This window comes from Paraburkholderia fungorum, from assembly GCF_902833645.1.
Classification (GTDB): Bacteria; Pseudomonadota; Gammaproteobacteria; order Burkholderiales; family Burkholderiaceae; genus Paraburkholderia; species Paraburkholderia fungorum.
This window is the reverse complement of the sequence record NZ_CADFGE010000002.1, coordinates 87,008-112,466: the sequence shown is the minus strand read 5'-3', so window position 1 is coordinate 112,466 and position 25,459 is coordinate 87,008. Positions and strand designations below refer to the sequence as shown.

General features: G+C 62.6%; 20 protein-coding genes and 1 pseudogene. 7 read left to right on the top strand and 14 right to left on the bottom strand.

The window, feature by feature from the left end; all coding sequences use genetic code 11:
• Positions 1-39: 39 nt before the first annotated feature.
• The 6 genes from atzF to HWX91_RS07205 all read right to left on the bottom strand — a co-directional run bounded on the left by atzF (position 40) and on the right by HWX91_RS07205 (position 7,585).
• Positions 40-1,911 (bottom strand): allophanate hydrolase, encoded by a 1,872-nt coding sequence (gene atzF, locus HWX91_RS07230; RefSeq protein ID WP_028194471.1) that lies wholly within the window; start codon positions 1,909-1,911, stop codon positions 40-42.
• 242 nt (positions 1,912-2,153) lie between these two features.
• Positions 2,154-2,840: a TetR/AcrR family transcriptional regulator gene (locus tag HWX91_RS07225; protein ID WP_028194470.1), complete on the bottom strand. Its 687-nt coding sequence runs from the start codon at positions 2,838-2,840 to the stop codon at positions 2,154-2,156.
• Positions 2,841-2,924: 84 nt separating this feature from the next.
• Positions 2,925-3,842, bottom strand: a complete 918-nt coding sequence (locus HWX91_RS07220; RefSeq protein ID WP_028194469.1) for an ABC transporter permease — start codon at positions 3,840-3,842, stop codon at positions 2,925-2,927.
• Positions 3,839-4,957 (bottom strand): ABC transporter permease, encoded by a 1,119-nt coding sequence (locus HWX91_RS07215; protein WP_028194468.1) that lies wholly within the window; start codon positions 4,955-4,957, stop codon positions 3,839-3,841. The genes HWX91_RS07220 and HWX91_RS07215 overlap by 4 nt, the downstream gene beginning before the upstream one ends.
• Entirely contained in the window at positions 4,954-6,606 is a 1,653-nt protein-coding gene (locus tag HWX91_RS07210) for an ABC transporter ATP-binding protein (protein ID WP_028194467.1), read from the bottom strand. The genes HWX91_RS07215 and HWX91_RS07210 overlap by 4 nt, the downstream gene beginning before the upstream one ends.
• A 1-nt stretch (position 6,607) precedes the next feature.
• A complete protein-coding gene (locus HWX91_RS07205; protein ID WP_028194466.1) occupies positions 6,608-7,585 on the bottom strand; it encodes a BMP family protein in 978 nt (325 codons plus the stop codon).
• 208 nt (positions 7,586-7,793) lie between these two features.
• On the opposite strand from HWX91_RS07205, the gene HWX91_RS07200 reads away from it, so the two are divergent.
• From HWX91_RS07200 to HWX91_RS07180, 5 genes are all read left to right on the top strand, one after another.
• Entirely contained in the window at positions 7,794-8,594 is an 801-nt protein-coding gene (locus HWX91_RS07200; protein ID WP_028194465.1) for a cysteine hydrolase family protein, read from the top strand.
• Positions 8,591-9,781 (top strand): amidase, encoded by a 1,191-nt coding sequence (locus HWX91_RS07195; protein WP_028194464.1) that lies wholly within the window; start codon positions 8,591-8,593, stop codon positions 9,779-9,781. Before HWX91_RS07200 ends, HWX91_RS07195 begins: the two co-directional genes overlap by 4 nt.
• 10 nt (positions 9,782-9,791) lie before the next feature.
• Complete coding sequence (locus HWX91_RS07190; protein WP_028194463.1) at positions 9,792-11,378, top strand: gamma-glutamyltransferase family protein; 1,587 nt, start codon at positions 9,792-9,794, stop codon at positions 11,376-11,378.
• Positions 11,379-11,603: 225 nt separating this feature from the next.
• On the top strand, positions 11,604-12,065 hold the full coding sequence (locus HWX91_RS07185) for a GNAT family N-acetyltransferase (protein ID WP_042273886.1): 462 nt from the start codon (positions 11,604-11,606) through the stop codon (positions 12,063-12,065).
• A 120-nt stretch (positions 12,066-12,185) separates the two neighbouring features.
• On the top strand, positions 12,186-13,229 hold the full coding sequence (locus tag HWX91_RS07180) for a 2-dehydropantoate 2-reductase (protein WP_028194461.1): 1,044 nt from the start codon (positions 12,186-12,188) through the stop codon (positions 13,227-13,229).
• Between the two features lie 46 nt (positions 13,230-13,275).
• On the opposite strand, the gene HWX91_RS07175 is transcribed toward HWX91_RS07180, so the two are convergent.
• Positions 13,276-13,611, bottom strand: a complete 336-nt coding sequence (locus HWX91_RS07175; protein WP_028194460.1) for a YbjQ family protein — start codon at positions 13,609-13,611, stop codon at positions 13,276-13,278.
• A gap of 25 nt (positions 13,612-13,636) precedes the next feature.
• Positions 13,637-14,062 (bottom strand): MarR family winged helix-turn-helix transcriptional regulator, encoded by a 426-nt coding sequence (locus HWX91_RS07170; protein WP_244144017.1) that lies wholly within the window; start codon positions 14,060-14,062, stop codon positions 13,637-13,639.
• Positions 14,063-14,154: 92 nt separating this feature from the next.
• Between HWX91_RS07170 and HWX91_RS07165 the strand changes: the two genes are divergently transcribed.
• Both HWX91_RS07165 and HWX91_RS07160 read left to right on the top strand, forming a co-directional pair.
• The gene (locus HWX91_RS07165) at positions 14,155-15,318 is read left to right on the top strand and encodes an FAD-dependent oxidoreductase (protein WP_028194458.1); all 1,164 of its coding nucleotides are present in this window, start codon (positions 14,155-14,157) and stop codon (positions 15,316-15,318) included.
• Between the two features lie 145 nt (positions 15,319-15,463).
• Complete coding sequence (locus HWX91_RS07160) at positions 15,464-16,783, top strand: cation:proton antiporter (protein WP_028194457.1); 1,320 nt, start codon at positions 15,464-15,466, stop codon at positions 16,781-16,783.
• Between the two features lie 103 nt (positions 16,784-16,886).
• On the opposite strand, the gene HWX91_RS07155 is transcribed toward HWX91_RS07160, so the two are convergent.
• The 6 genes and pseudogenes from HWX91_RS07155 to betC form a co-directional block, all read right to left on the bottom strand.
• On the bottom strand, positions 16,887-17,420 hold the full coding sequence (locus HWX91_RS07155) for a cupin domain-containing protein (RefSeq protein WP_042273883.1): 534 nt from the start codon (positions 17,418-17,420) through the stop codon (positions 16,887-16,889).
• Between the two features lie 259 nt (positions 17,421-17,679).
• Positions 17,680-19,314 (bottom strand): annotated as a pseudogene (locus HWX91_RS07150) (methyl-accepting chemotaxis protein).
• A 272-nt stretch (positions 19,315-19,586) separates the two neighbouring features.
• Positions 19,587-20,984: an MFS transporter gene (locus tag HWX91_RS07145; protein WP_028194455.1), complete on the bottom strand. Its 1,398-nt coding sequence runs from the start codon at positions 20,982-20,984 to the stop codon at positions 19,587-19,589.
• Positions 20,985-21,397: 413 nt separating this feature from the next.
• Positions 21,398-22,546, bottom strand: a complete 1,149-nt coding sequence (locus HWX91_RS07140) for a porin (protein WP_028194454.1) — start codon at positions 22,544-22,546, stop codon at positions 21,398-21,400.
• 269 nt (positions 22,547-22,815) lie between these two features.
• On the bottom strand, positions 22,816-23,769 hold the full coding sequence (locus HWX91_RS07135) for a choline ABC transporter substrate-binding protein (RefSeq protein ID WP_244144016.1): 954 nt from the start codon (positions 23,767-23,769) through the stop codon (positions 22,816-22,818).
• A gap of 62 nt (positions 23,770-23,831) precedes the next feature.
• Positions 23,832-25,379: a choline-sulfatase gene (betC, locus tag HWX91_RS07130; protein WP_028194452.1), complete on the bottom strand. Its 1,548-nt coding sequence runs from the start codon at positions 25,377-25,379 to the stop codon at positions 23,832-23,834.
• Positions 25,380-25,459: the final 80 nt, after the last annotated feature.

Genomic DNA, 25,459 nt, shown 5'->3' with positions numbered 1-25,459 from the left:
GTGTCCAATTCCTTGTGGAGAGGTGAAGAGCGTTGGCCCTTAGTCGACGTTCAGGCTGTCGAGATAAGCGAGCCAGCCGCCAAACGAGGTGATATCGAGTGCGCCACTGCCGTTGCAGATCGCCGCCGGCTCGCAGATGAAGCCCTTCACCGCGAGGCCGCCGGCGAGTTGCACGGTGCCGATGCCGAGCGGCGCGGGCACGTCGGCGACGAATTTGCCGAAGTTGCGCAGCGGCACTTCCCAGACTTCCACGGCGATCGGTGCGCCTTGCCGGTCGGTGACGCGCACGAGGCCCGGTTTCGGTGGCTGCGTATTCGCAAGCGCGTAAAGCGTGTAATCGGCGGCGGTATGCGTCGCCATAACGAAACGCGCGCCGGCTTCCTGCAGTTGCCAATTCAGCGGCTGGCCGCGCAGATGCGCGCCGACCACAGCGAGCGCAACAGTCGGCTCCTGAAACGGCAGCGGTTCGAGTGCGTTCGCCGCTGTCGCGATTCGCGTTGTCGGCTCGGCAACTGCGGCAGTCTCGCTTTCGCTCGGGAGTTCGTTGCCGCCCGCGAACAGCGCCTGGATCCGGGCGCCCAACTCGGCGAGACGCCGGTCCGCGCCGCTCGGGGCAATCAGCGTGATGCCGGCCGGCAAGCCGTCATGGCGACGCTGGCACGGCACGGCCAACGCGCACAGATCGAGCAGGTTGACGAAATTCGTGTAGTAGCCGAGCTGGCTGTTCAACTCGACCGGATTGGCCTGTACATCGGCGATCAGTGGTTGCGTAGGCGCGGTCGGAACGATCAGAACGTCAATCGCCTCGAAAAGCTGTTCGGCGTGGCGTTTCAGCTCGACTAGCGCGTACTGGCCGTTGAACGCGTCGACGGCGCTGTAGCCGTCGGCTTTGCCGATCACCGCGGCCACGACCGGATCGATCGCTTCATGATGCGTGTCGAAGAACGCACCGAGCGCGGCGCGCCGTTCGGCCACCCAGGGACCGTCGTAGAGCAACGCGCAGACCTGCTTGAGCGGCTGAAAATCGATCGGCTTGGGCTCGAGTGACAGACGGGTCGAGAGCGTATCGAGTGCGGCGCGGAACGCCTGACTCGCCGCCGCGTCGCCGAAGAACTCCAGATGATCCGGCACGCCGATCCGCGGCGCGCCACGCAAGAGACCGAGACCTGGCACCTTGCGCGAGTAGCCGTCGAGCGGATCGAAGCACGCGATTTCGCTGAACACGCGCCAGGCATCGTCGACGTCGTGCGCGAACACCGAGATCGTGTCGAGGCTGCGGCAAGCCGGCACGACGCCGCGCTTGCTGACGAGGCCGAGCGACGGTTTCAGCCCGACAAGCCCGTTGAACCCGGCCGGCACGCGGCCTGAGCCGGCCGTGTCGGTACCGAGCGAAAAGGCCACGCAACCCGCGGCTACCGCAACCGCGGAGCCTGAACTCGACCCGCCCGACACATACTGCGGAAATTCGGTGTTCCGCACCGCGCCATAAGGCGAACGCGTGCCGACAAGGCCGGTGGCGAACTGATCGAGATTGGTCTTGCCGATCAGGATCGCGCCGGCGTCGATGAGACGTTGCACGGCGAACGCCGAGGTGTCCGGCGTCGTGCTGAACGACTCGCATGCGGCGGTGGTCGGCAAGCCGGCGACGTCGATATTGTCTTTGACCGCGAACGGTACGCCGAATAGCGGCATCCGTTCGAAGACGGCGCCCCCCTGCTCTTCGTAAAGCGCTTCGAGCGCGCGGGCGCGGGCCTCGAGATCCGCTGCGGGCACACGCAGAATCCAGACTTCCGGCCGGTCGATGTCGGCAATGCGAGCCAGCGCCGACGCCACGACCTCTGTCGGCGTAAGACGTTTGGCGGCGTAGGCCGAGAGGAGACCGCGGACCTTCAGGAGCGAGGGGACAGACACAGGTTTTTCCTTGAGTTCAATCTTGAATACAAGTTTGAACTCAATAAGCACGCGCTATGCCAAGTGGGTTCGAGACTCAGCTTAACGCGCTGTCAGCGTTACCCGGCCTGGTTTTGCGACGATTTCCCGGAGCCTCGGACGGGCCGCGCTGCAGCCCTTCGATCATCGCGTCATGGTGCAGCGCTCCCCAACTCGGGGCTCCTGCGCCCCGCATTCGAACCTGGCGCACAGCGCGGCAGGCGTTACGTCGCACCAGCAGCGACAAACGCGCGCACCATCTCATGTGCCTGCGCCTTGTGATCTTCCTGCCACTGCGTGGCGAGCATGTCGGTGTTGAAAATTCGCGACAACGTAAAAGCGTTCGACTTGTGAAACGAACACAGACTCACCAGAGCGACATACAGATGAAGCGGGTCCATGCCCTTGCGCAACGAGCCGTCGTCTTCGCCACGCGCGATCACCGTACGCAGCAGGCTCAACACCGGCGATGACATTTCGGGAATCGCGCTCGAACGCTTCATCACCCGGGCGCGGTTCAGATTTTCGAACGACAGGAGCTTCGACAGTTCGGGATGGGTCGCGAAGTGCCCCTCGATGAAATCGTAAAGCTGCACGATGGCCGTGACGGGCTCGATCTGGTCGACATCGAGCTTGAGTTTGAGTTCGGCTTCCCGCAGGCGCCCCAGCACGAACTCGAGCACCTCCAGATAAAGCGCCTCCTTGCCGCCGAAGTAGTGGTAAATCATCCGGATGTTGACCTTCGAGCGGCTCGCAATCGTCTCCACGCGCGCGCCGCTTAGCCCCTTGTCGGAAAACTCGGCGATCGCAATCTTGAAGATGCGTTGACGGGTCGCCGCGGCAAGCTTCTGACGCTGGGTCGTGGGCATGGCCGATGCAGCGGAGGTCGATCGGGCGGAAGCACGTTTCATATCGGTGAAAAGCCTGGCGGTGGCTGGGTTGCGTCAAGAGGATGCGTCAGGGTTGCGTAACTTCACGGGATTGTAAGCGCGGCGTCAGCGCCGGAACGGCTGGGTTAGCGCAAGCGGCGCGGTTTGCCGGCCGATCAGCCCCGCCACCGCGATCAGCGCAAGCAGATAAGGCAGCATCGCCAGCAGCGCGGTCGGCACATGCACACCGATCAAGGGCAACTGAAACTGCAACGCGCTCGCGGCGCCGAACAGCAAACACGCACCGACTGTGCGGCCGATCTTCCAGTTGCCGAAGATGATCGCCGCGATTGCGAGGTAGCCAGCGCCACCAGTCATCCCTTCGGTGAAGGTGTGAATGTCGCCGATCGAAATGAAACAACCCGCAGCACCCGACATAACGCCTGAAAACAGCACGGCGCCATAACGCAGCCGTGTCACCGACAGCCCCGACTGATCGACCGACCTCGGCGCGGCGCCCACCGCATGCAGCGCCACACCGAGCGCGGTCCGCCGCATCACGAGCGAGGTTGCCAGCAGAATCGCGAGGCCGAGATAGACGAGCCACACCTGATGGAACACGGGCTCGCCGATCACCGGAATCGCACCTAAACCGGGCGGCGACCAGCGCGCGAGGCCGGGAATCACCGCGCTCGAGCGTTCGCCGAACAGTTCGCGATAAGCGAGCGTCGTCGCGCCGAGCGCCAGGATGTTGATGCCGATGCCCGTGACGATCTGATTGGCGCGCAACGTCACGCTCAGGAACGCTTGCAGCAAAGCGATCGGCAGCACGCCGAGCATGCCGATCGCCAGACCCAGCGCCGCATTGCCGGTCGCCCATGCGCCCGCCGCGCCGAGAAATGCGCCCGACAGCATCATGCCTTCCACGCTCATGTTGAGCACGCCGGCCCGTTCGCTGATCAGTTCACCGGTCGAAGCCAGCATCAGCGGGGCGGCAAACCGGATCGAGGAGCCGACGAAAACCGCTACGAATTCCGCGTTCATCGACGTGCTCCTTGCGGCTCGAGCCACAGCGATCCGCCGGCCAGCGCGACGATCACGACGCCCTGCACCACCAGCACCAGCGCGGACGGCACGGATGCGACCATTTCCATATTGATGCCGCCCGAGCGCAGAAAGCCGAACAGCAACGCCGCCGCGCACACGCCGGTTATCGAGCCGCGCGCGAGCAAGCCGACCACGAGACCGTCAAAACCATAGCCCGACGAGAAGCCGGCTTTCAGCGAATATTGATCGCCTTGCAGCATCAGTGCGCCAGCGAGACCGCCGAGCGCACCGGCCAATGCCAGCGCGCCGACGATGGTCGACGTGATCGGCATGCCGGCGCGGCGCGCCGCCAGTGCGTTCAGGCCGACCGCGCGCAGATACATGCCGAAGCGGCTATACACCAGCACCAGCGCCACTACGATGCACAGCACGAGCGTGATCGGCAAACCGATATGCAGCCCCGTGGAGCTTGCACTCGACAGCAGCGGAAGTTTGGTCGAGTCGGGAATATCCAGCGACTCGGGCAGCGTGGCTGCGTTGGTCATCGGCTGGCGCAGCAGCGCTTCGGATTGCACGCACCAGTAGAGAAACCACACCGCAATGAACGTCAGCAGCAAGGTGCTGATCACCTCGCTGGTGCCGGCGCGCGCTTTCAGCCAGCCCGGAATCGCGCCCCATGCCGCGCCGGCCAGCGCGGCCGCCAGCATCGGCATGATGAACGACATGCCGAGCGGCAAGTGCGCGACGTGCCCATAGAGGCTGACCGCAGTGGCGGCGATGCCACCCATCGCGATCTGCCCTTCACCGCCGACGTTAGTCAGCTGCGCGCGGTTCGCCAGCACGAAGCCGCTGCCGACCAGCGCGAACACGAGGCTGCGATTGATCGATGCGCCGATCGCGTAAGGCGAGCCCCACGCGCCGTCGGCGAAAGCGGCGAGCGCGTCGCCGAGCGGCACGTGAACGATTGCGATCAGCGCGAGCGCCGCTGCAACCGCGAAGAGCGCGGCACCTCCCAGCACGGCCGCGGTTCGCACGCGCCGCGAACCGTGCCATGAGACCAGAGACAAAGAAGTCGACGAGGTTGAAGAGGTTGAAGAGGTCGTGGGAGTCATGCTGTCTGGCCTGCCATCCATGCGCCAATGCGCTCGCGTTGAAGATTGACTTGCGACGCATCCGGCACGCAGGTGCCCATGATGCGGCCGCGATACATGACGAGGACGCGGTCGGCCACCGCCATCAGCTCGTCGAGTTCGGACGAGATCAGTAACACGCCCACGCCCCGGTCGCGCGCGGCGCGAATGTGCTCATACACCGCCGCGACCGCTCCGACGTCGAGGCCTCGCGTGGGCTGCGCCGCCACCAGCACGGCGAGCCCTTCGAGCGTGAGCTCGCGCGCCAGCACCGCTTTTTGCTGATTGCCGCCCGACAGGCCGCGAAACGCGACATCGGGACTCGCGGCACGCACATCGAAACGCTGCATCAGCGCGCGGGCGTCGCGCCGCATCGCGCGCCGGCGCATGAAGCCGCGTCGCGTGTAATCGTCGAGGCGGTTGAGAAAGAGGTTTTCCGTCAGACTCATGTCGGGCACACAACCAACCGCGTGCCGGTCCTCCGGCACCACGCCGACACCCGCCTTCGTCAACGTCTGCGGCGCAGCCTGTGTGCAATCTTTGCCCTGCACGAAAAAGCGCCCGGCACTCGCGCGCTGCAAGCCGGCCAGCACCGCACCGAGTTCGCTCTGACCATTGCCCTCCACGCCGGCGATGCCGACGATCTCGCTGCGGTTGACCACCAGCGTGCAGTCTTCAAGGCGCGTGACGCCGCTGGCATCGCGCACCGTAAGACCGTCGATCTGCAAGGCTTCATCGGCGAGCGGCCGGCCGTAGGGTGACGCGCTGCGGCTTTTCAGCGGCGCGGGGCTCGCAGTTTGATTCGCGCTGTGCCCAGTGCCGTGTTCCTCAGTCCCCGGCCGTTGAATCATGGCCCGCACGAGCGTATCGACATCGGCTGACGGCGTGCTCGAACGGGCGACCACCCGGCCACTTTGCAGCACCGTCGCACGGCTTGCGATTCGACGGATCTCCGCCAGCTTGTGCGTCACCAGTACAACCGCGCAACCGCGCGCGACAACCCGCGCACAGGTGTCGAGCAACGCATCGATTTCAGCCGGCAGCAGCACGGCGGTCGGCTCGTCCAGCACGAGAAGCCGAGGCTCACGGATCAGACACTTGACGATCTCGACGCGCTGTTTTTCGCCGACCGACAGATCCGCGACCCGCGCATCGGGATCGAGTGCCAGACCCAGATCCGCCACCAGCGCGCGCACCCGTTGCGCCTCGCGTTTGCGGTCGAGCCAGCCGCGGACCTGGCCGAGCAGCAGGTTGTCGAGCACGCTCACGTCTTCGACGAGACTGAAATGCTGATGCACCATCGCGATGCCGTGCGCAAGGGCGTCGCGCGGACTGTGAGGCCGATACGGCGCGCCGTCCAACCACATGGAGCCCGCATCGGGCTGATGCACGCCGAACACCACATTGCACAGTGTCGATTTGCCGGCGCCGTTCTCGCCCAGCAGGCAATGCACTTCGCCCGCGAAGAGTTCGAGCGAGACGTCGCTCAGCGCCTGAAACTGGCCGAAGCGCTTGTCGATGCCGTCCATGCGCAGGACCGCGGTGCGCGGCGCGTCGTGACTCGCGTGGGCCGTGGCGCCCTCACCGGCCAACGCCGTTGCGCGAGCGGCAGAAGCTGGAGTGACGTCCATCTCAGCCTTCCGAGACCTTGATCTTGCCGCTCTCGATGTCCTGTTCGATCTGCCTGATCTTCGTCGACATCTCCGGCGTCGGTTTGCAAACCACCATGCCCGACGCTTTCGGCCCCATTGCCAGGCCGAACGCCTTATAGCCCGGTTGCCACGTGCCAGCCGCCATCTGGTCGATTGCATACTGAACCTGATAGCCGACGCCGGTAATCGAATACGCGATATACAGCGGGTCCGTGCCGCAGCGGTCGGTGTAGCTGCCGATCACATGTGTGTGCTTTTCGTTGGCTGCCTGCTCCATGCCGCGCAAGCCGAGATTGAGGATGTGATAGTGAACGTCCGCGCCCTGGGAGATGGCCGCGAGTGTCGCTTCCTTCGCCTTCGAGACGTTATCGAAATCGCCCGTGTAGCTCTCGAAGTACTTGATCTTCGGATTGATCGAGCGCGCGCCGTTGCCGAACTCCTTGCCGGCGTTGACGATTGACGGAATCTCCATGCCGCCCACGTAGCTGACCGCGCCGTTCTTCGACAGCATCGCCGCGGCCGCGCCGGCGACGTATGCGATTTCCGCCTGCTTGACGTCATAGCCGGCCACGTTCGGCGGCATGTCCTGCCCCTTGTTGCCGCCGACGATCGCGAACTTCACATTGGGGAAGCGCCTGGCGATCTTCAGCACCGACGCCTGGGTCTGCCCGCCCACGCCGATCACCAACTGGTTCTTCGACGCGAGGTTGGTCAGCGCCTGCTCCATGTCGGCGTAATTGATGTTTTCGATCATCTGCGTCTTGAGCTTCGGACCCAGTTCCTTCTGCGCGGCAACGAGCCCGTCATAGCCGGACTCCATCCAGCCCTTGTCCGATTTCGAGCCGGGAATCAGCACGCCGACCCGTAACGGATCGGCAGCGAAGGCATGAACCGCGGTGGTGGATACGGCGAGCGCCACGACGCAGGTGGCGAGGGTTTTGAATCTGCTGATCGACATTCTGGCATTCCTCTTGCGTTTGGTTTCGGTAAGTAGGTTATTCATGAACGAAACAGATGCAACTTCGATGCCATGCCGTGCTTTTGAGCGGCGCCGGACTTCGTTCCGATCTGCTCGAAACAGCGGATTGTTCAGCGCAGCCGCACCGTGCGGCAAGGTTCTGGCAGCACCCTTTTTATGGCGATTCAGACACGATGGAGAACCTCCGATGAAACAGCACGACGCATATGGCACAAGCGTTTCCGGCCAGCTGGGCCGCGACGGCCGCTATCGCTGGAGTGCCAGCGAGAAACTGGTCGACATGTCGTTACCTCTGCCCGAACCAATCGTCGCGACACTGTCGTGCGAACCGCAAAATGTGCGCATCGACCTGCGTAGCACGGCGATCGTCGTGATCGACATGCAGAATGATTTCTGCACCAACGGAGGGTGGGTTGCCCAGATTGGGGGAGATTTCGAGGTTGACCGCGCACCGATTGCACCATTGCAGCGCCTGCTGCCGGCGCTGCGTGACCGCGGCGTGCCGGTTATCTGGGTCAACTGGGGAAACCGGCCCGACCTCGCCAACATGCCGCCGAACCAGTTGCATCTATATAAACCGACCGGAACCGGCACGGGCCTCGGCGAACCGCTCGCGAGCAACGGCGCGCATGTGCTTGAAAAGGATTCCTGGGCGGCCGCGGTAGTCGACGAACTCAAGCCCCTGCCCGAGGACATCTGCGTGGACAAGTACCGCATCAGCGGTTTCTGGGACACGCCGCTCGACAGCATCCTGCGCAATCTCGGCATTCGCACGGTGATGTTCGCGGGTGTGAACACCGATCAGTGCGTGCTGCATTCGCTGACTGACGCCAACTTTCTCGGCTATGGCTGCGTGCTGGTGGAAGACTGCTGCGCGACGTCGTCGCCGGCGTTCTGCACGGAGGCCACCGTCTGGAACGTGAAGAAGTGCTTTGGCTTCGTCACCGATTCGACGCGTATCGTCGATGCCCTGGCGGAAGCCGCATGAGTGCATTTATCCCTGGCCCTCGCGTACGGGTGGCTGCGACGGCGACCGGGCCACTCGACGGTCTGCGCTTTGCGGTGAAGGACCTGATCGACGTCGCGGGCGTGACGACAGGTGGCGGCAATCCCGATTGGCGGCGAAGCCACGAGCCGGCGCGTTGTCATGCGCCTTGTGTCGACGCGCTGCTGGCGGCCGGCGCGACGCTCGACGGCAAGACGATTACCGACGAACTCGCCTATAGCCTGGAAGGCGCGAACCATCATGACGGCACGCCGCTCAATCCGCGTTGGCCGCATGCGTTGCCGGGCGGCTCGTCGAGCGGCTCCGCGTCGGCAGTGGCCGGCGGTGAGGTGGACTTTGCGTTAGGCACCGATACCGGCGGCTCGGTGCGCGTTCCCGCTGCGTTCTGCGGATTGTCGGGCATGCGACCGAGTCACGATGCGATTTCGCTTGAGGGTGTGTTGCCGTTCGCGCCATGTTTCGACACGGTCGGCTGGTTCGCGCGATCAATCGATGTGCTTGCCGCGGTGGGTGACATACTGCTGCCGCAAGCGCCTCCGTCTGCTTTCCCGTCCGGGCAGCCGACGCGCCTGGTTCGTATCGCCGAGGCGTTCGCCGCGCGTGCGCGCAACGAGCCCGACGATGCTTTACGCCTTGACGCGCTAGCTGAATCGTTAGGCGCGCACACGTCGCTCGAGCTGTTCGCGGGGAACGAGGCGAGTTGGCTCGCGTGTTATCAGGCCGTACAGGACCTTGAAATCGACGCCTCGCTCGGCGACTGGATCCGTTCGGCGCGGCCGCGTTTCGGCCCCTCCATTGCGGCCCGCTTTGCGCGGCTGGAGACGCTCGATCGAAAGCGGGCTGTGCAATGGCGCGCCGTGCAATACGAACTACGCCGCGTGCTCGACGCGATGTTAGCGCCCGATGCCGTGCTGCTCATGCCGACCACGCCCGTTGCGCTGTTGCCGAAAGACGTATCGGGCGCCGCAATCGGCCGCTTCTATGACGATGCGCTCACGATGAACTCGATCGCGGCGATTGGCGGCCTGCCGCAAATCACGCTCCCCTTCACCGACGAAATCGACCGTCCGCTTGCGCTGTCGCTCATCGGCGCGCGCGGCAGCGACCGCGGGTTGCTTGCCCTCGCGCGCGATCTATACTCGCAGCGCACCTTGGCGAATCTTCAGTAGCGGAACATTGATGCACAATCTGAAACTCGCCAGCAGCACGCGTGGCATGGTCACCAGCCCGCACGCCGCTGCTAGCGCCGCGGGTCTGGACGTACTGCGTGCGGGCGGCAACGCGATCGAAGCCGCGATTGCCATCGGCGCGGCGCTGTGCGTGACCTATCCGCATTTCACGGGACTCGGCGGCGACGCATTCTGGGTGATCGGCGACCGGCAACGCATGTTGCGCACGGTATCGGGCATCGGCCAGGCCGCGGCGCAACTGCCGCCGTACGGCGGCGCCATTCCTTTGCGCGGCGCTGCGTCAGCGATCACCACGGCGGCAACCGTCGACACGTGGCATCAGGCTTATCAAATCAGCCGGACCTCATGGGGCGGGCAGCAATCGTGGGCATCGCTGTTCGATCGCGCGCTCGGCTATGCAGCGGAGGGGTTTCCCGTCACGCCTTCGCAGCATTTCTGGCACACACTGCGCGCGAACGAATTGCGTTCCTTGCCAGGCTTTGCGGCAACTTTCGCACCGCACGGCCGTATTCCTGCCATTGCCGAGCGTTTCGCGCAACCGGCGCTGGCGAAGAGCATCGAGCGGATTGCCCGCTTCGGCGCGCGCGAATTCTATGAGGGCGAGCTGGCAGAGCGGATCGCACGGGGTTTGCGCGAGGCCGGTTCGCCGCTGACGTTGAACGATCTGGCGCGAACGCAGGCACGCGATGAGGCGCCGCTGCGTGTGGCCTATCGTGGCGGCGAACTGGTCAGCATGCGGCCGCCGACGCAAGGGGTGACGACCCTGCAGATTATGGGCATGCTCGATCGTTTCGACATCGCGCAAATCGCCGAGGGCACGGCCGACTACTACCACTTGCTGGTGGAAGCGGTGAAGTGCGGGTTCGTAGAGCGCGACCGCTTCGTGTCCGATCCTGAGTTCAACGCCGTGCCGGTCGACGACATGCTTTCGCCCGCCGTGCTCGACGCGCATGCGCGCTCGATCAACTTGCGTGAAGCGCGCCCATGGCCTCATGTGTTCCGCCCGGGCGACACGGTGTTTATCGGCGCGACGGATAGCGAAGGCCGCAGCGTCAGCGTGCTGCAAACAGTTTACTTCGACTGGGGCAGCGGTGTGGTGGCAGGCGATACAGGAATTCTCTGGCACAATCGCGGCGCGTCGTTCAGCACGAATCCCGCGCATCACAACGTCGTGCAACCGGGCAAGCGGCCGTTCCACACGCTCAACCCGGGCATGTACCTGAAGCATGGCCGGCCACACCTGTTATTTGGCACGCAAGGCGCCGACGGTCAGCCGCAAACGCTGGCCGCGATTCTCACGCGCGTGATCGACTACGGAATGGACCCGCTCACTGCCCTCGCCCGTCCGCGCTTTCTGCTCGGCAAGACCTTCTCCGATACGCGCGATGCCCTGAAGCTCGAAGAGGACGCCGGCACCGACGTGTTCGCCAAACTCGCTGCACGCGGACATGAGGTGAGCGTCATTCCGGCGCAGAGCCCATTGGCGGGCCACCCGGGCATGATCCGCATCGAATCGGACGGTGCCGCATCGGGCGCGCACGATCCACGCAGCGACGGCCGTGCGCTCGGGGTGTGACGCGCTCGAGCGTAAAACTTCGGTGGCCCCGGTGAGACGGCTTTTGTCGAGATCCAGCTTCGTTACATAGGCCGACTACCCAGGATCGCATATCGCCGGGATGAAGCGCGCAAGGCAACGTCAATGTCGCGCGGCTGCTTCCGTGTCCTCCATCCCATCAAAAAACCTCGCTATGCATGCTCCGTGCAACAATCTGGTTTTTCCGAGTGAGAATCGACTTGAGCCATGACTGACCAGAGCCGCAGCAAGTTGGAAATTAGAAGACTATCGCCGCCGGAATGGATGCACGCATACCCTGTCATCACTCAACTTCGGTCCCTTGAAGAAGCCGAATTCATAGAGCGAGTCCGCCGCCAATCGCATTCGGGCTATGAGCTTGTAGCCGCGTTCGATGACGGGAAGATTGTCGGGGTAATGGGCATGCGGCCCGTTCACACTCTGGCGCGCGGGGCGCATCTGCATATCGATGACCTCGTGGTCGATGCGGCGGGCCGAGGGAGCGGCGTCGGTCGATCCTTGATGGAATATGCCGAAATCGACGCCCGTGCTCGCGGTATGAGCGCGATTTTTCTCGACGCGCGGCCAGACGCCATTGCGTTCTATGAGCGCGAGAGCTACGTACTACACGCGGCGCCATCAATGAAGAAAGCTCTGACGCCGCCACTTCCTCCACCCGGGGCGGATTGACGACGTCGATGCGTCCATTGCCGGCACTCATCGACTGCCCGGTGACAGAGAAAAGTACTTGCCACGACTCGCTTCCTGTAGCGATTCTGCTGTAATTGGACGGATCACTCGAGAATCCACATGGCAAAAATTTGCATCTACGGGGCGGGGTCCATTGGCTGCTATATCGGCGGACGGTTGCTTGCCGCCGGCAGCGAGGTGGATTTTGTCGGGCGTGCCCGTATGGCCGACCTGTTGCAGCAGCAAGGCATCACCCTGTCGCACTACGACACTCGACACTGGTTCGTACCGCCAGAGCGGATCCACGTATCCACGCAGGCAGTAAAGGCAGCCGCAGCCGACCTCGTGCTGGTGACCGTCAAGTCCGCCGCGACACCCACCGCCGCGGCGGAACTGGCGAGCGTGCTTCGTCCGGGCGCCGTGGTCGTCAGCTTCCAGAACGGCGTCGGTAATGCGCAGGTGCTGCGCGCGGCGCTGCCGCATCAAACGGTGCTAGAGGGGATGGTGCCGTTCAATGTTGTCGAACGCAGCCCGGCTGCGTTTCATCAGGGCTCGGCGGGGAAACTGGAGATCCGGCAAACGCCGGCCTTGCAGCCGTTCGTCGACGATTTCAGAAATGCAGATCTGCCGCTGATCCAGCACGCCGACATGTTGCCGGTGCAGTGGGCCAAGCTGCTGCTCAATCTCAACAACGCGATCAACGCGCTGTCCAACCGGCCGCTGAAGGAAGAACTCTCGCAGCGCGCCTACCGGATCTGCCTCGGCATGGCGCAGAAAGAAGCACTCGTGCTTCTGAAGCTGGCCAACATACGGCCGGCCAAAGTGACGCCACTTCCCGCCACCTGGCTACCGCGTGTTCTCGGCCTACCTGATGCGTTGTTCGAACGGCTGGGCCGCGCGATGCTGACGATCGATCCGCTCGCGCGCTCGTCGATGTCCGACGATCTGGCCGCGGGCCGCACCACGGAAATCGACTGGATCAATGGCGAAGTCGTGCGCCTAGCTGATCGCCTTGGCCGGACGGCGCCGGTGAACGAACGGCTATGCGAGCTCGTGCGCGAAGCCGAGCGAAGCGACGTGCGGCCGTCATGGTCGGGCGAAGCGCTGCTGGCCCAGATGCGGGCCGCAGCGGGTGCCTCTTCGGTACGGCACGCCGCGCGCTAAATATGACCGCGTGTCGGGGCCGTCAGCCTCGCTCGTCACATGCGCTTCAATCCAGCACGGTTGCATGGACTGCGGTCCCGTAACACAGCACCTCGGTAATACCCCTCGCAATCTCGGTCGCGTCGTATCGCATGCCGATGATGCTGTTCGCCCCCAGATCCGCGGCCTGGGCAAGCATCCGTTCATAAGCATCCTGCCGCGTTCGCTCACACAGCGACGTGTACAGCGAGATGTTGCCGCCGAAAATTGTCTGCAGCGATGCGCCAAGCGAGCCAACGATGGATCGGGACCGAACGACGATCCCACGAGCGACGCCGAAGGACCGCTCGATCCGGTGCCCCGGAAGCTCAAACGCTGTGGTAACCCTATGCCGTTCTATCATCGTCCTCTCCCGATACGTCTGCGTATCAGCCATTATCCCTATCGATGAGCGACCGTTCCAGATTGGCGTCGATTCTCAGCAACAACTCCAGTAATTGCGTTCGTTCTTCGGACGTAAAGCCGCTCAAGGCTGTTTCGCAAACCTCGTCCATGACCCGCTTGCCGTTGGGCATCTGCTTCGCGGCATGGGGAGTCAGCGAGATGAGCCGGCTTCGGCCATCAGCCGGATCGGGCACGCGTTTGACTAAACCGTCGCGTTCCATCCGGCTCAGCAGTTGAGCCATGCTGGACTGCTCAACCTGCGTCGTACGCGCCAACTCTGCCTGAGACAGGGCGCCGGCTTTTTTCAGCGTCACCAGAACGGGCAACTGGCCATACGCAAATCCCAACTGACGCAGCGGCGTGTCGACCAGCCTCGCGAAGCTTCGATACACCTGGCCGATCAGCCTCATGGGCCGACTCGGATCTTCGGTGTGCGATTCGCTTGACATATCAATAGGCACCTATATATATTGCATAGGTACCTATATTAATGAAATCTCTCATGAATGCAAACCCCAGGATTGCCATTGTCGGCGGTGGACCCGCGGGACTCACGCTTGCACGTCTGCTTCATCTTCAAGGGATTACCGCCACGATATTCGAGCGCGATACGCATCCGCTCGAACGACCGCAAGGCGGCACGTTGGACCTGCACGAAGAGTCCGGCCTGCTGGCACTGCAACGCGCCGGCTTGACCGATGCATTCCAGGCGGTCGCCCGCTATGAGGATCAAGGCACACGTCTGCTAGACAAACACGGGCAGGTACTTTTTGAGGACCCCGACACCGCGAGCGGAAATCGGCCCGAAGTCGACCGCACGGCTTTGCGCGCCATGCTGCTCGATGCCCTGCCGGACGGCATGGTTCAGTGGAACCGGCCGCTGCGCGAAGTACTGGACAATGGCGACGGACGCTGGAACCTGCTGTTTGACGCCGGCATTGAAGGTCCATTCGATCTTGTGATCGGCGCCGACGGCACATGGTCACGGGTGCGGCCGCTGCTGTCGCCGTACATGCCTCAATACAGCGGTCTGTGTTTCGTCGAATTCGGCATCGACGACGTCGACCGCTCTCATCCCGTTCTGGCGCGCCTGGTCGGTCGCGGCAAGATGGGCGTGGAAAGCGACGGCAAGGGGCTGATCGTCCAGCGCAACGGTAACGCGCATTTGCGCGGCTATGCGATCTTCCGCGTTCCGCTCGGCTGGGTGGAACGGCGCTTCGATTTCACGTCGCCGAAAGCGGTCCGGGAAGGCTTGATACGCGAATACTCGGGCTTCGCCGAAGGCATCCTGGATCTGTTTCGCGCCAGCAACGATCAATTTGCCGTTCGGCCGATTTATGCCCTGCCTGTAGGGCATTGCTGGACGCACCGCACTGGCCTCACGCTGATTGGTGATGCGGCGCATGTGATGTCGCCATTCGGCGGCGAAGGCGTGAACAATGCGATGCTCGACGCCGCCGAACTTGCGCGGCTGCTGGCTGCGCACTCATCGTGGGACGACGCTGTTTCGGAGTATGAAACATTGATGTTCGCGCGTGTCATCGAGTCCGCCGAAGCTTCGGCCGAAGGCGCGGCGACGTTTCTGTCCCACGACGCCGAAGCGCTGACAATCGAAATGTATCGTCGTCACCGGACAGAATCCGGCGTGCTCACCGGTGGCAGTTGAGCAGCCGTAGATCTGCTATCCCCTCGCTTCGCCTCACCTCACCTCACCTCACCTCGCAGAAGCTTTGCAACGCTCGGGTTGCTCGAACAAAGCCCGGGCATAGGCATTGCACGTACCGCTGACACGATCACCCCGGTTCAGCGGCATGCACGAAACAGCGTCATTTCTGATCGCCGGCGGCATCTTCGTCGTCATGGGCATTGCGAGTTCAATGTTCGAGCGCCTGCCATGCAGCACGGCGATGTTTTATCTGGCTGCCGGCTTCGTGCTCGGCCCGGCAGGCGTCGGGCTGCTTGCGCTGTCCCTTCCCCACGACGCCGCCCTGCTGCGCATCCTCACGCAGATCGCGCTGCTGGTGTCGCTGTTCGCGATCGGCTTACGGCTGAGGGTGCCGGTGCTCGACGCGATGTGGAGCCTGCCGCTGCGGCTCGGATTCCTTGCGATGATCGTCACCGTGCCGCTCCTGACCCTGGCTGGCGTCGGCATATTGAAGCTTGGCTGGGGACCGGCGCTGCTGCTTGCCGCCATTCTGGCGCCGACCGATCCAGTGCTGGCGCATGATGTGCAAGTCCGCCATTCCGGCGATCTCGACCGGGTGCGCTTCGCGCTCTCCGGCGAAGGCGGTCTGAACGACGGTGTTGCTCTACCGTTCGTACTCGCCGGCCTCGCGCTATGTTCAGACCCACGAGCAGGCGTCGAGCAGGTGTTTTCGTTCGGTTTTCTGGGCATGACGATATGGGGTATCGGCGGCGCAATAGCCGTGGGCGCCCTGCTGAGCTGGACGACGACCCACGCGGTCACCTGGCTGCGCACTCATCACGCCCAGGCCCTTGGACTCGAAGGTTTCTTTGCGCTTGGTCTGATCGCACTTTCTTACGGCGCTGCGCAACTGCTCCACACGTTCGGATTTCTCGCCGTGTTCGCGGCGGGTGTCGCGATGCGCCGGGCCGAACACCGCGCGAGCGGCAAGCGGTCGGCGCCCGCCGCAATCGGGGCCGTCGATCCGGGCGACATCCAGGCGACCGCCGCGCATCCGCGCAAAGCACATGCGTACATGGCGGAATCGGTGCTGGGTTTCACGGTTGAACTCGAGCGGATCGCCGAACTGGCCACGATGATGATCATCGGCAACGTCCTTGCGTCGCTCCCTGTGGCGCTCTTCACCTGGTCGAACGCGGCGCTGATCGTCGTATTGTTTGTGCTTGTGCGGCCGCTCGCCGTCGAAGCGTCGTTGATCGGCTCACCGGCCTCACCCGCGCAGCGGCGCTTGATGAGCTGGTTCGGGATTCGCGGGATCGGCTCGTTTTACTATCTCGCGTACGCACTCGAGCATGGCCCGCGCGCCGACGTGCTGCCGCTCGTGCCACTCGCACTGGCGGTGGTGACCGCTTCCGTGGTCGTGCACGGTATCTCCGCAACGCCGTTGATGAACTGGTATCAGCGTTTGCGTGGCGTGGCCCGCTGAGTGGTCAGCGTCCGTCCGTTGCCATCGCGCGAAATCCTTTTCTGCCGCGCGATCTCCGGCATGTCGCGCTCCTTCCGGGGAGACTGGCGCAAGACCTGTCGGTTCAAGCCATGCCGAGCCATTGCTCGACAACGGGACCACGCTCACCCAGCACCGGATCGCTGGGGGGAAACGGCAGCGACTCCATTGCGGCGAGTTCTTCCGGGGTCAGCTTGTCGCGCCTGATGTCCCATTGTTGCCCCGCCGGGTACGCGCCCACCACGCGCAGATTGCCGTTGAACGCCTGCAGGCAATGTCCGGTGCCGGCAGGCAGCAGCAGCGCATCGCCCGGATGCAGGGTGGCCACGCTTCCGCCCGGGCCGCCAATGATGACATCGGCCGAACCCGACGCGACGCCCAGCACTTCGTGCGCGGTCGAATGAAAATGATGGTAGTCGAAGATACCGTCGCGCCATTGCGGCGGCCACTGGTTATGCTCGAAAAGCGCCTCGAATTCGGCGGCCAGATCGCCGCCTGCACCCGGTATCGCCGTTCGATAGATCGCTACGGCGAGTTTGCTGTTGTTCGGCACCCAGTCGCGTGGCGCCAGCGTGAACGCTTCGTAGTATCCCCGTTCTATCTGCCGCTCGTATCGCATATGACTCCCTGCTTGCGAAGCTGTGTGCCCGCAAGCATCGTCTTGCTCGACGATGCACGATGAACCTCGGCGGAAAACCTTACATCGCTGCGCGCATCATTTACAAACGCCGACGCGCTGCGGGCACGGACTCGTGAGCGTTTGTCATGCAGCCCTTCTCTACCGAGAAGGCGCCGGCCACAGTGCAGCCCAGGACACAGGACTTACGCTGGCGTGGTTTACCAACACGCGAAGCACGTCCTGTGCCGTGCCGCCGCAATCATGACACTGCCGACAGCCCGCGCGACGCCCTGTTTTCCGTCCGAACCTTCATCTCCGGCCGACTTAACCCACCAGGCGCTTCCCGCAGATGAAATTTATCTGTCGAGACATGCAGCAGTTGCGCCAGCTCCGTCAACGACTGCGCCGCTGCTGCCGCCTGTTCGACCAGCGCGGCGTTTTGCTGCGTCATGCTATCCATCTGCGTAACGGCAATGTTGACCTGATTGATGCCGGCGCTTTGCTCCTTGGCGGCCGCCGTGATCTCGTGTACGACCCCGGACACTCTCGCGATCGCATCGCGCGCAGCCTCGATTGTCTGCCCGGTTTTATCGACGAGTTCAACGCCGCTCTGCACCTTTCCCACCGCGCGATTGATCAGAACCCGAATTTCTTTTGCCGCACTCGCACTGCGCTGCGCCAGCGTACGCACTTCGCCGGCCACGACAGCGAAACCGCGCCCCTCGTCTCCGGCTCGCGCCGCTTCCACCGCGGCATTGAGCGCGAGGATATTGGTCTGAAACGCAATGCCTTCGATTACTGAAATGATCTCCACCATCCTGTGCGATTCGCTCGACACCTCCTGCATGGTCGACGCCGCTGCCGTGGCCATCTCGCCACCGCGATTGACGACTTCCTCCGCATTCGCCGTCATTTCACTTGCCGTTTGAGCGTTCTCGGCCGTCTGTCTGACCATCGCGGTCATTTGCTCCATGCTGGCAGCGGTTTGCTCGAGCGAGGCGGCCTGATTCTCGGTACGCGCGGACAGGTCGGCGTTGCCCGCGGCAATCTCGCCCGCGCCCATCGCCACCTTGCTGGCGGCGTCCTTGATCTGTCCAATCGTGTCGGCGAGCCCGTCGCGCATACGCTGCATCACATGCAACAGACTGGAATCGTCGGTCCGGCGGGTATCGATGTCGATGGCGAGGTTACCCAGCGTGATCTCACCGGCCACCTGGGCTGCCTAGGCCGGGTCTCCGCCTATCGTGCGTTGAATGCTGCGGTTAGTGAACGAGACCAGCGTCGACAGCAGTACCGCGAGTCCGGCAAATATGCCGCCCACGAGATAGAGCGACTCTTTGAACGCCGCGTCGATATCGTCCACATAAGCGCCCGTAGCGATAATCCAGTCCCACGGCGCATATCGCACGACGTAGCCGATCTTGTCGACCGCCGCATTGGCCGGATCGTGTGGATGGGGAAACACGTAATCGACGAAACCACCGTTCGGCGCCTGCGCGACCGAAGCGAACGTCACGTAATGATGGCGGCCATCGGCATCGGCGGTTCCCGCGAGGTCTTTTCCATTCAATGCGGGTTTCATCGCATGCATGACCATCCTCGGTTTGGAATCGATGACGAGAAAATAACCGTCTTCGCCATAGCGGATATTGCGCAGCCGCTCGAGTGCCTGTTTGCGGGCATCCGCCTCGGCGAGCGCGCCGCTCTGCGCAAGTGTCGCGTATTCCTTCACGATGCTGAGCCCTACATGGGCGACATTGACCAGATCGTTCTTACGCTCTTCGATGCGAGTCTGACGGGACAACCATGCCGCCGACACGGACACCACGAGGAGTGCCATCAGACTGACGATCAGAGGCAGCCAGAGCTTTTGCGTGAAACTGAATCGGTGCATGCACGCTCCACAACGCTATCGAGGGTTCGCCCCAGGTCTCGTTACGGCCGTGCTGCTGCGACCCGGGGATCGGCGAGCCGTTGCCTGAACACGGCTACCCGCTCTGTTTATCGACATGGACGGTGCGGATATGTCTAGAGACAAACCCTTGCGGACACATTAAGCCGTGCAAGAGGATCGACCGGCGTGGCAGTGAGCCGATCGCGGCCGGCCAACGCCTACGCCGCGCGCCGGCGCAGGCGATGCCGTTCCCAAAGAAAGGTGCCCGAAACTCAGTGACTGATCGCCTCCAAAGCCAGCCCGCGAGTAGGCGGTCCGAGCAGAATCATGCAGATCGCGACGATCATCGAGATACCGATAAAGACCGCGACGCCGGGTACGCCATAGCCGTGCAGCAAAACCCCGATCGCAAGACCGGCGAAAGCCGCGGAAATCCGGCTCCACGAGTAGACGAACCCGATGGCGCGCGCGCGCACCCGAGTCGGGTATAGCTCGGCCTGGTAGCCGTGATACGCGTAGGACATGATGTTCGACGACAGCGTGAACAGAACGCCGAGCGCAATCAGCAGCCAGGGCTCGGAAGCTTGCGAGAACACCGCAATCACCACGCCCATGACGACAAGACCGCCAATGATCTGAACCTTGCGTTCCACCCGGTCTGCAAACCAGGTACCGAGCAGTGGGCCAAAGGGGTTGGCAATGGCAATGACGAAGGCGTAGCCGAGGCTGGCAGTCACATGAATGCCGCGGTGAATCAGCAGCGTCGGCACCCACGCCGCGAAGCCGTAGAAGCCGATCACCTGGGCCATGTTGAAAATCGACAGAATGATCGTGCGGCGGCGATACTGGGACGTAAAAATTTCTCGCAACGTGCCCGCCGCCTGACTCTCCGGCATGACGGCCTGCGGTGCGGCGAGTTGAATGCCTTTTTCCGCGACCACGCGGCGCTCGATATCCGCAACGATGCGCTCGGCTTCGTCGACCTTGCCATGCCGCGCCAGCCAGCGCGGGCTTTCAGGAATGTGGCGCCGCAGGATCCAGACCACGATTGCACCTACCGAGCCAATCAGGATGACGACGCGCCAATAGTCGAGCCCTAGCGGCCGGGTGCCTTTCAAGACGAAGGCAAGGAACGCCACCACCGGCACAACGGAGAACGTGATGAACTGATTGACCGCGTAAGCGCGTCCACGCTGGCCGCTTGAAATCAGTTCGGAAATGTAAGTATCGATAGTCACCAGCTCGACCCCGATCCCTATTCCGGCAATGAAGCGCCAGATATCGAGGCCCAGCCCGGACGACTGGAAGGCCATGATTATCGTGCACACCATGTACCAGATCAGCGACCACGTGAAGACCAGACGGCGGCCAAAGCGGTCGGCGACATAACCGAATACCAGCGTGCCCACCCACAGACCGGCAAACGTCGCGAACACGAAGGTGCCAAAGCCGGACACGGCCAGCGGTTGAAGCGACGCGAGAAAGCCCAGCGATTCAGGCTTGAAAAGCCCGGACTCGTTCATACCCGGCGCAACGTAACCCGTAAAGAACAGGTCGTAGAACTCGAACACGCCGCCAAGCGAGATCAGGATCACCATCGTCCAGATGGTGCGCGATGGCGGCAAACGGTCGAGCCGCGCGGCAATTTCGGCTGCTTTCTGCTGGGACATAGGATTCCTCGCTTTGCGTTATCCGCGCCGTCGGCGTTGGTATCCCGGCACTTTCGGGTAAGGCTGCGGCAACCGGTCCGCAACGCGATTCTTTGCCGGGATCTGGACGGCAATCTCGCACATGTTCACGAGCGGGCGCAATGCGTGTCAGTACCGAGAGGGGCGCAGCTCGGCGGGCACGCTCAGTGCGTTGCCGCGTGCGAGAACTGGAACACGTTGAGCGCATAGCGCGGGCTTTGCGCCAGACAAGACGCGATCGATTCGCGGCGGTCGGCTGCATATCGGCGCGCGGCCGGATTTCTGGAGTAAGGAAAACGCGGATGCATAACGGCGGCCGCCTCGATGGCCGCCGAAACGACAGCGGGCGGCTCCCGCTATCCGGGAAGCCGCCCGCGTCAATTCGCTGAAAACCCTTAGAACGAATGCCGCATGCCGATCCGCACGTCAGACTGCGTATTCGACGTCGACGGTGCGAAACTGTAGCCGATCACCGCGTTCACGCCATTCGAGGCTCGCAGGTAGTCGCCGGAAACGTAGACATCGGTACGTTTGGACAGCAGGTAATGCAAGCCGAGCGAGCCCTGGTTCCAGTGATTGCCTTCGAAACTCGTGTGCTGATAGCCGCCGTAAAGCGACAACGCCGGCGTGAAGTTATACGACGCGCCCGCTTCGTACACCTGCATATGCGAGGTCTGTCCGAAGCCCTTGATCGTCGTGTACGTGAAGTCGCCCGTGAGCATCAGGTTGCCGATCGTATAAGCGGCGCCGACCGCGAACGCACCCTGCTTATCCACCGGAAATGCCGACGCGCTATACAGATCGGTCACCGCGCCCGTGGCCGGATCGACGGACACGGTCGGTTGGCCGAGGAAAGTCCGCGTGCCGATCATCGCGTACGGGTCGAAGGCATAGATACCATACGGATTGTTCAACTGCGTATACGCGAGGCCCATGTTGAACGGACCATGGTCATAGTGCGCGCCGACGCTCCATGCGCTCTTCTGATGGAAGTCGCCGGCGGTGTTGCCGAACGAGTACATGCCGCCAAAGGTGAAGCCGGAGAAATCGTTCGACAGGAACTTCACTGAATTCGGCAGACGATCGCCGTTCATCCGGTCGAAGTCGCCCTGGTGGATCGCGTAACCGCTCGCCCATGCCGAAATGTTGTACAGGTAGACGAACTCTTCCGTCATATCGAGCTGATTGCCGAACGAGAAAGTACCCCAGCCGTTCTTGATACCCACGTAAGCCTGGCGTCCGAATTCAGCACCGCCGAATCCCAGTTGGCCATTGCCCAGGTGAAAACCCGATTCGAGTACGAAGACCGCCTGCAAACCGCCGCCCAGATCTTCTACGCCTTTAAAGCCGATCCGGTTGCCGTAGGAAATGCCGTCGTCGAATTTGAACTGGTGTGCGCCCCCGGCATTGTTCACGTAGGTGATGCCGGCATCCAGAATCCCGTACAGCGTGACACTGCTTTGCGCATGGGCCACCGTTGGCGCACATACCGCGCTTGCCGCGAGAGCAAGTCCCGAAAGACTAACGGCATTTCTCTTCTTCATCTAATTCTCCCCTGCTCTTTGCCTGCGTATTTCGTTGGATAAAGCGATCTCCGCTGCGCGTTGTCTTGCAACGCACCGCGCTTCTCGCATGACGGGCAGTTCGAAATCGGCTGAGACTGGTTGAAACGAATTGAAGCTATCGGCGATGCATGTAACGATTTGTCATGTTTGCATCGACGGCTAAAGAATACGAGTCCAGATTTATGAAGATTCGACCGGATGCGACATGAATCTGTCGAGTAGCGACCTCGATGTGTGAAACGCCACGCTTATTTCACGCCCAGTGCGGTTTGCACGGCTTGCAGGCCGTTGGCGCCGTTGACTGTGTTCACGCCGTCGAGCCACGATTTCAGCAATTCCGGGTGGCGCTTGAGCGCCTCGGTGGCGGCCGCATCGATACCGGTCTTCTTTTCCAGCACCTCGGTGATCACGCCGTTCTCCAGATCGACATTGAACGTGAGTTGCCTGAACAGGCGGCCCACATTCGGACACTGCTCGGCGTAGCCGTTACGCGCAACGGTATTGACCGTGGCGCCGCCGTAGTTCGGCCCGAAGTACTTGTCGCCGCCGTCCAGGTACGTCAGCTTGAATTTCGTATTCATCAGATGCGGCTCCCATGCAAGGAACACGATCCATTTCTTGTCCCGCACGGCGCGCTCGACCTGCGTGAGCATGCCGGTCTCACTCGATTCGACCAGCTTCCAGTTGCCGAGCCCGTACGCCTTGTCGTCGACCATCTTCTTGATGTTCTGATTGGCCGGCGCGCCCGGTTCGATGCCATAGATCTTGCTATCGAACTTGTCGGCGTTCTTTGCGAGGTCCGCGAACGAATGCACCCCCGCAGCCGCGACGTAGTCGGGCACGGCGAGGGTGAACTTCGCATTGCTCAGGTTCGGATGCACGACTTCGATCGACTTGTCATCTTCGAACGGCTTGACTAGCGGTGCCTGAGCCGGCATCCAGTTGCCGAGAAACACGTCAATCTGCCCTTTCTTGAGGCCCTGGTAGGTGATCGGCACCGACAGGTTCGCCACGTTCTGATGGTAGCCGAGCGCCTTCAGCAACACGCCGGTCATCGCATTGGTGGCGTCGATGTCGGTCCAGCCAGGCCCCGCCATGTTCACCTGCGTACAGGATTGCGGCTCGGCCGCCACGGCGAAGGTGGCCGCCGCGCATAGCAGCGCAACGCCGGATACAGCCTGTTTGAAGAGCTTTTTCATCATGTCGGCTTCCTGTAGCTGAGAGGGTGTTGGGAGGATAAGTGGCTTGAACCGTAAGTGGAGAATCAACGCGTTACAGCGGGAAAACGGGCCATTGCTTCGAGCGTGTCGAGGTCGATGTGATTGCGCATATAGCGCTGGCTCGCATCGACATGCGGCTGCCAGTCCCATGATGCGACGGTGCCTTGTGTCGTGGCCTCGAAATGGAACCGGCGGCGGCGCTGGCTTCGGAGTACTTCGTTGTGCAGCGCGGCGAGATCCCAGCGCCGCGCGACTTCCTCGCGCAACGCCGCAACCTGGCTGGCGTAGGCGGCGTGTGTCGCGAGATTCTCGCGTTCGAGCGGGTCCGCTGCCACGTCATAGAGCTGGTCAGGATCGGCCGGTGTATGAATGAACTTGAAGCGCCCGCGCCGCAGCATCACAATCGGCGCAATAGCGCCTTCCGCCAGGTATTCGCCAATCGCTTCGTCATGCCCATCATGGGTGCCTTGGGTACCGCGCAGATGCGGGACGAGACTTTGACCGTCGAGCGAATCCGGCCAACGCGCCGGTTGTCCGCCGCGCGCCAGTTCCACCAGCGTGGGCAACAGATCGAGATGCGAGACCGACTCGCGTACCCGATGCGCGTCGAACTGCTGCGGCGCATGCACGATCAGCGGGACCCGGCAGCCGCCTTCGAAGAAAGTCATCTTGTACCAGAGTCCGCGCTCGCCAAGCATCTCGCCGTGATCCGACGTCACCACGATGATGGTATTTTCGGCAAGCCCCGCCTGTTCGAGCGCTTCGAGAATCGCACCGAACTGGTCGTCGACGTAGGAAATCGCGCCGTAGTAAGCACGCCGTGCATCACGGATCTGCTGCTCGGTCGGTGGCGTGCGGTCGGTTTCGCATACATGCCGCAAACGCTTCGAATGCGGATCGGCTTCATCGAGCGAATCGCGATGCGTGGGCAATGCGATGTCTTCATCGGCGTACAGGTCCCAGTATTTCTGAGGAATCGCGTAAGGGTCGTGCGGATGCGTCAGCGAAGCGACGAGGCAGAACGGCCGTTCGTCTTTGCCTGCATGCCGCTCACGCGCGATATCGAACAGCTTCTGGCGCGTGGTGAAGGTGACTTCATCGTCGAAATCCAGCTGATTAGTACGCACGCAAGGGCCGGCGTCGATCACCGAACTCATGTTGTGATACCACGTAGGACGTGTTTCGAAATCGTCCCAGTTCGGCGTCCAGCCGAAATCGGCGGGATAGATATCGGTGGTGAGCCGTTCTTCGAAACCATGCAACTGATCGGCGCCGCAGAAATGCATTTTGCCGGACAGGATCGTGCGATACCCAAGGGCGCGAAGATAGTGCGCGAACGTCAGCGTTTGCGACGGAAATTCTGCTGCATTGTCGTAGGCGCCGATCGCGGACGGCAGCTTGCCGGACAGAAAAGAAAAGCGCGACGGTGCACATAGAGGACTGGCGCAATACGCCGAGTCGAATACCACGCCCTGTTTGGCGAGGCGATCGAGATTGGGGGCCTTCGTCAGACGGTGTCCATATGCGGCCAGCGCAAACGGCGTCATCTGATCGGCCATCAGAATGAGGATATTCTGTTTCGTTTCAAGCATTGGGGCGCGCCTCGAATAGAATCGCAAATGCGGATGCAGGTGTCGTTGCAAGCGGAATAGCCGGCACGCCGGCCCCGCAT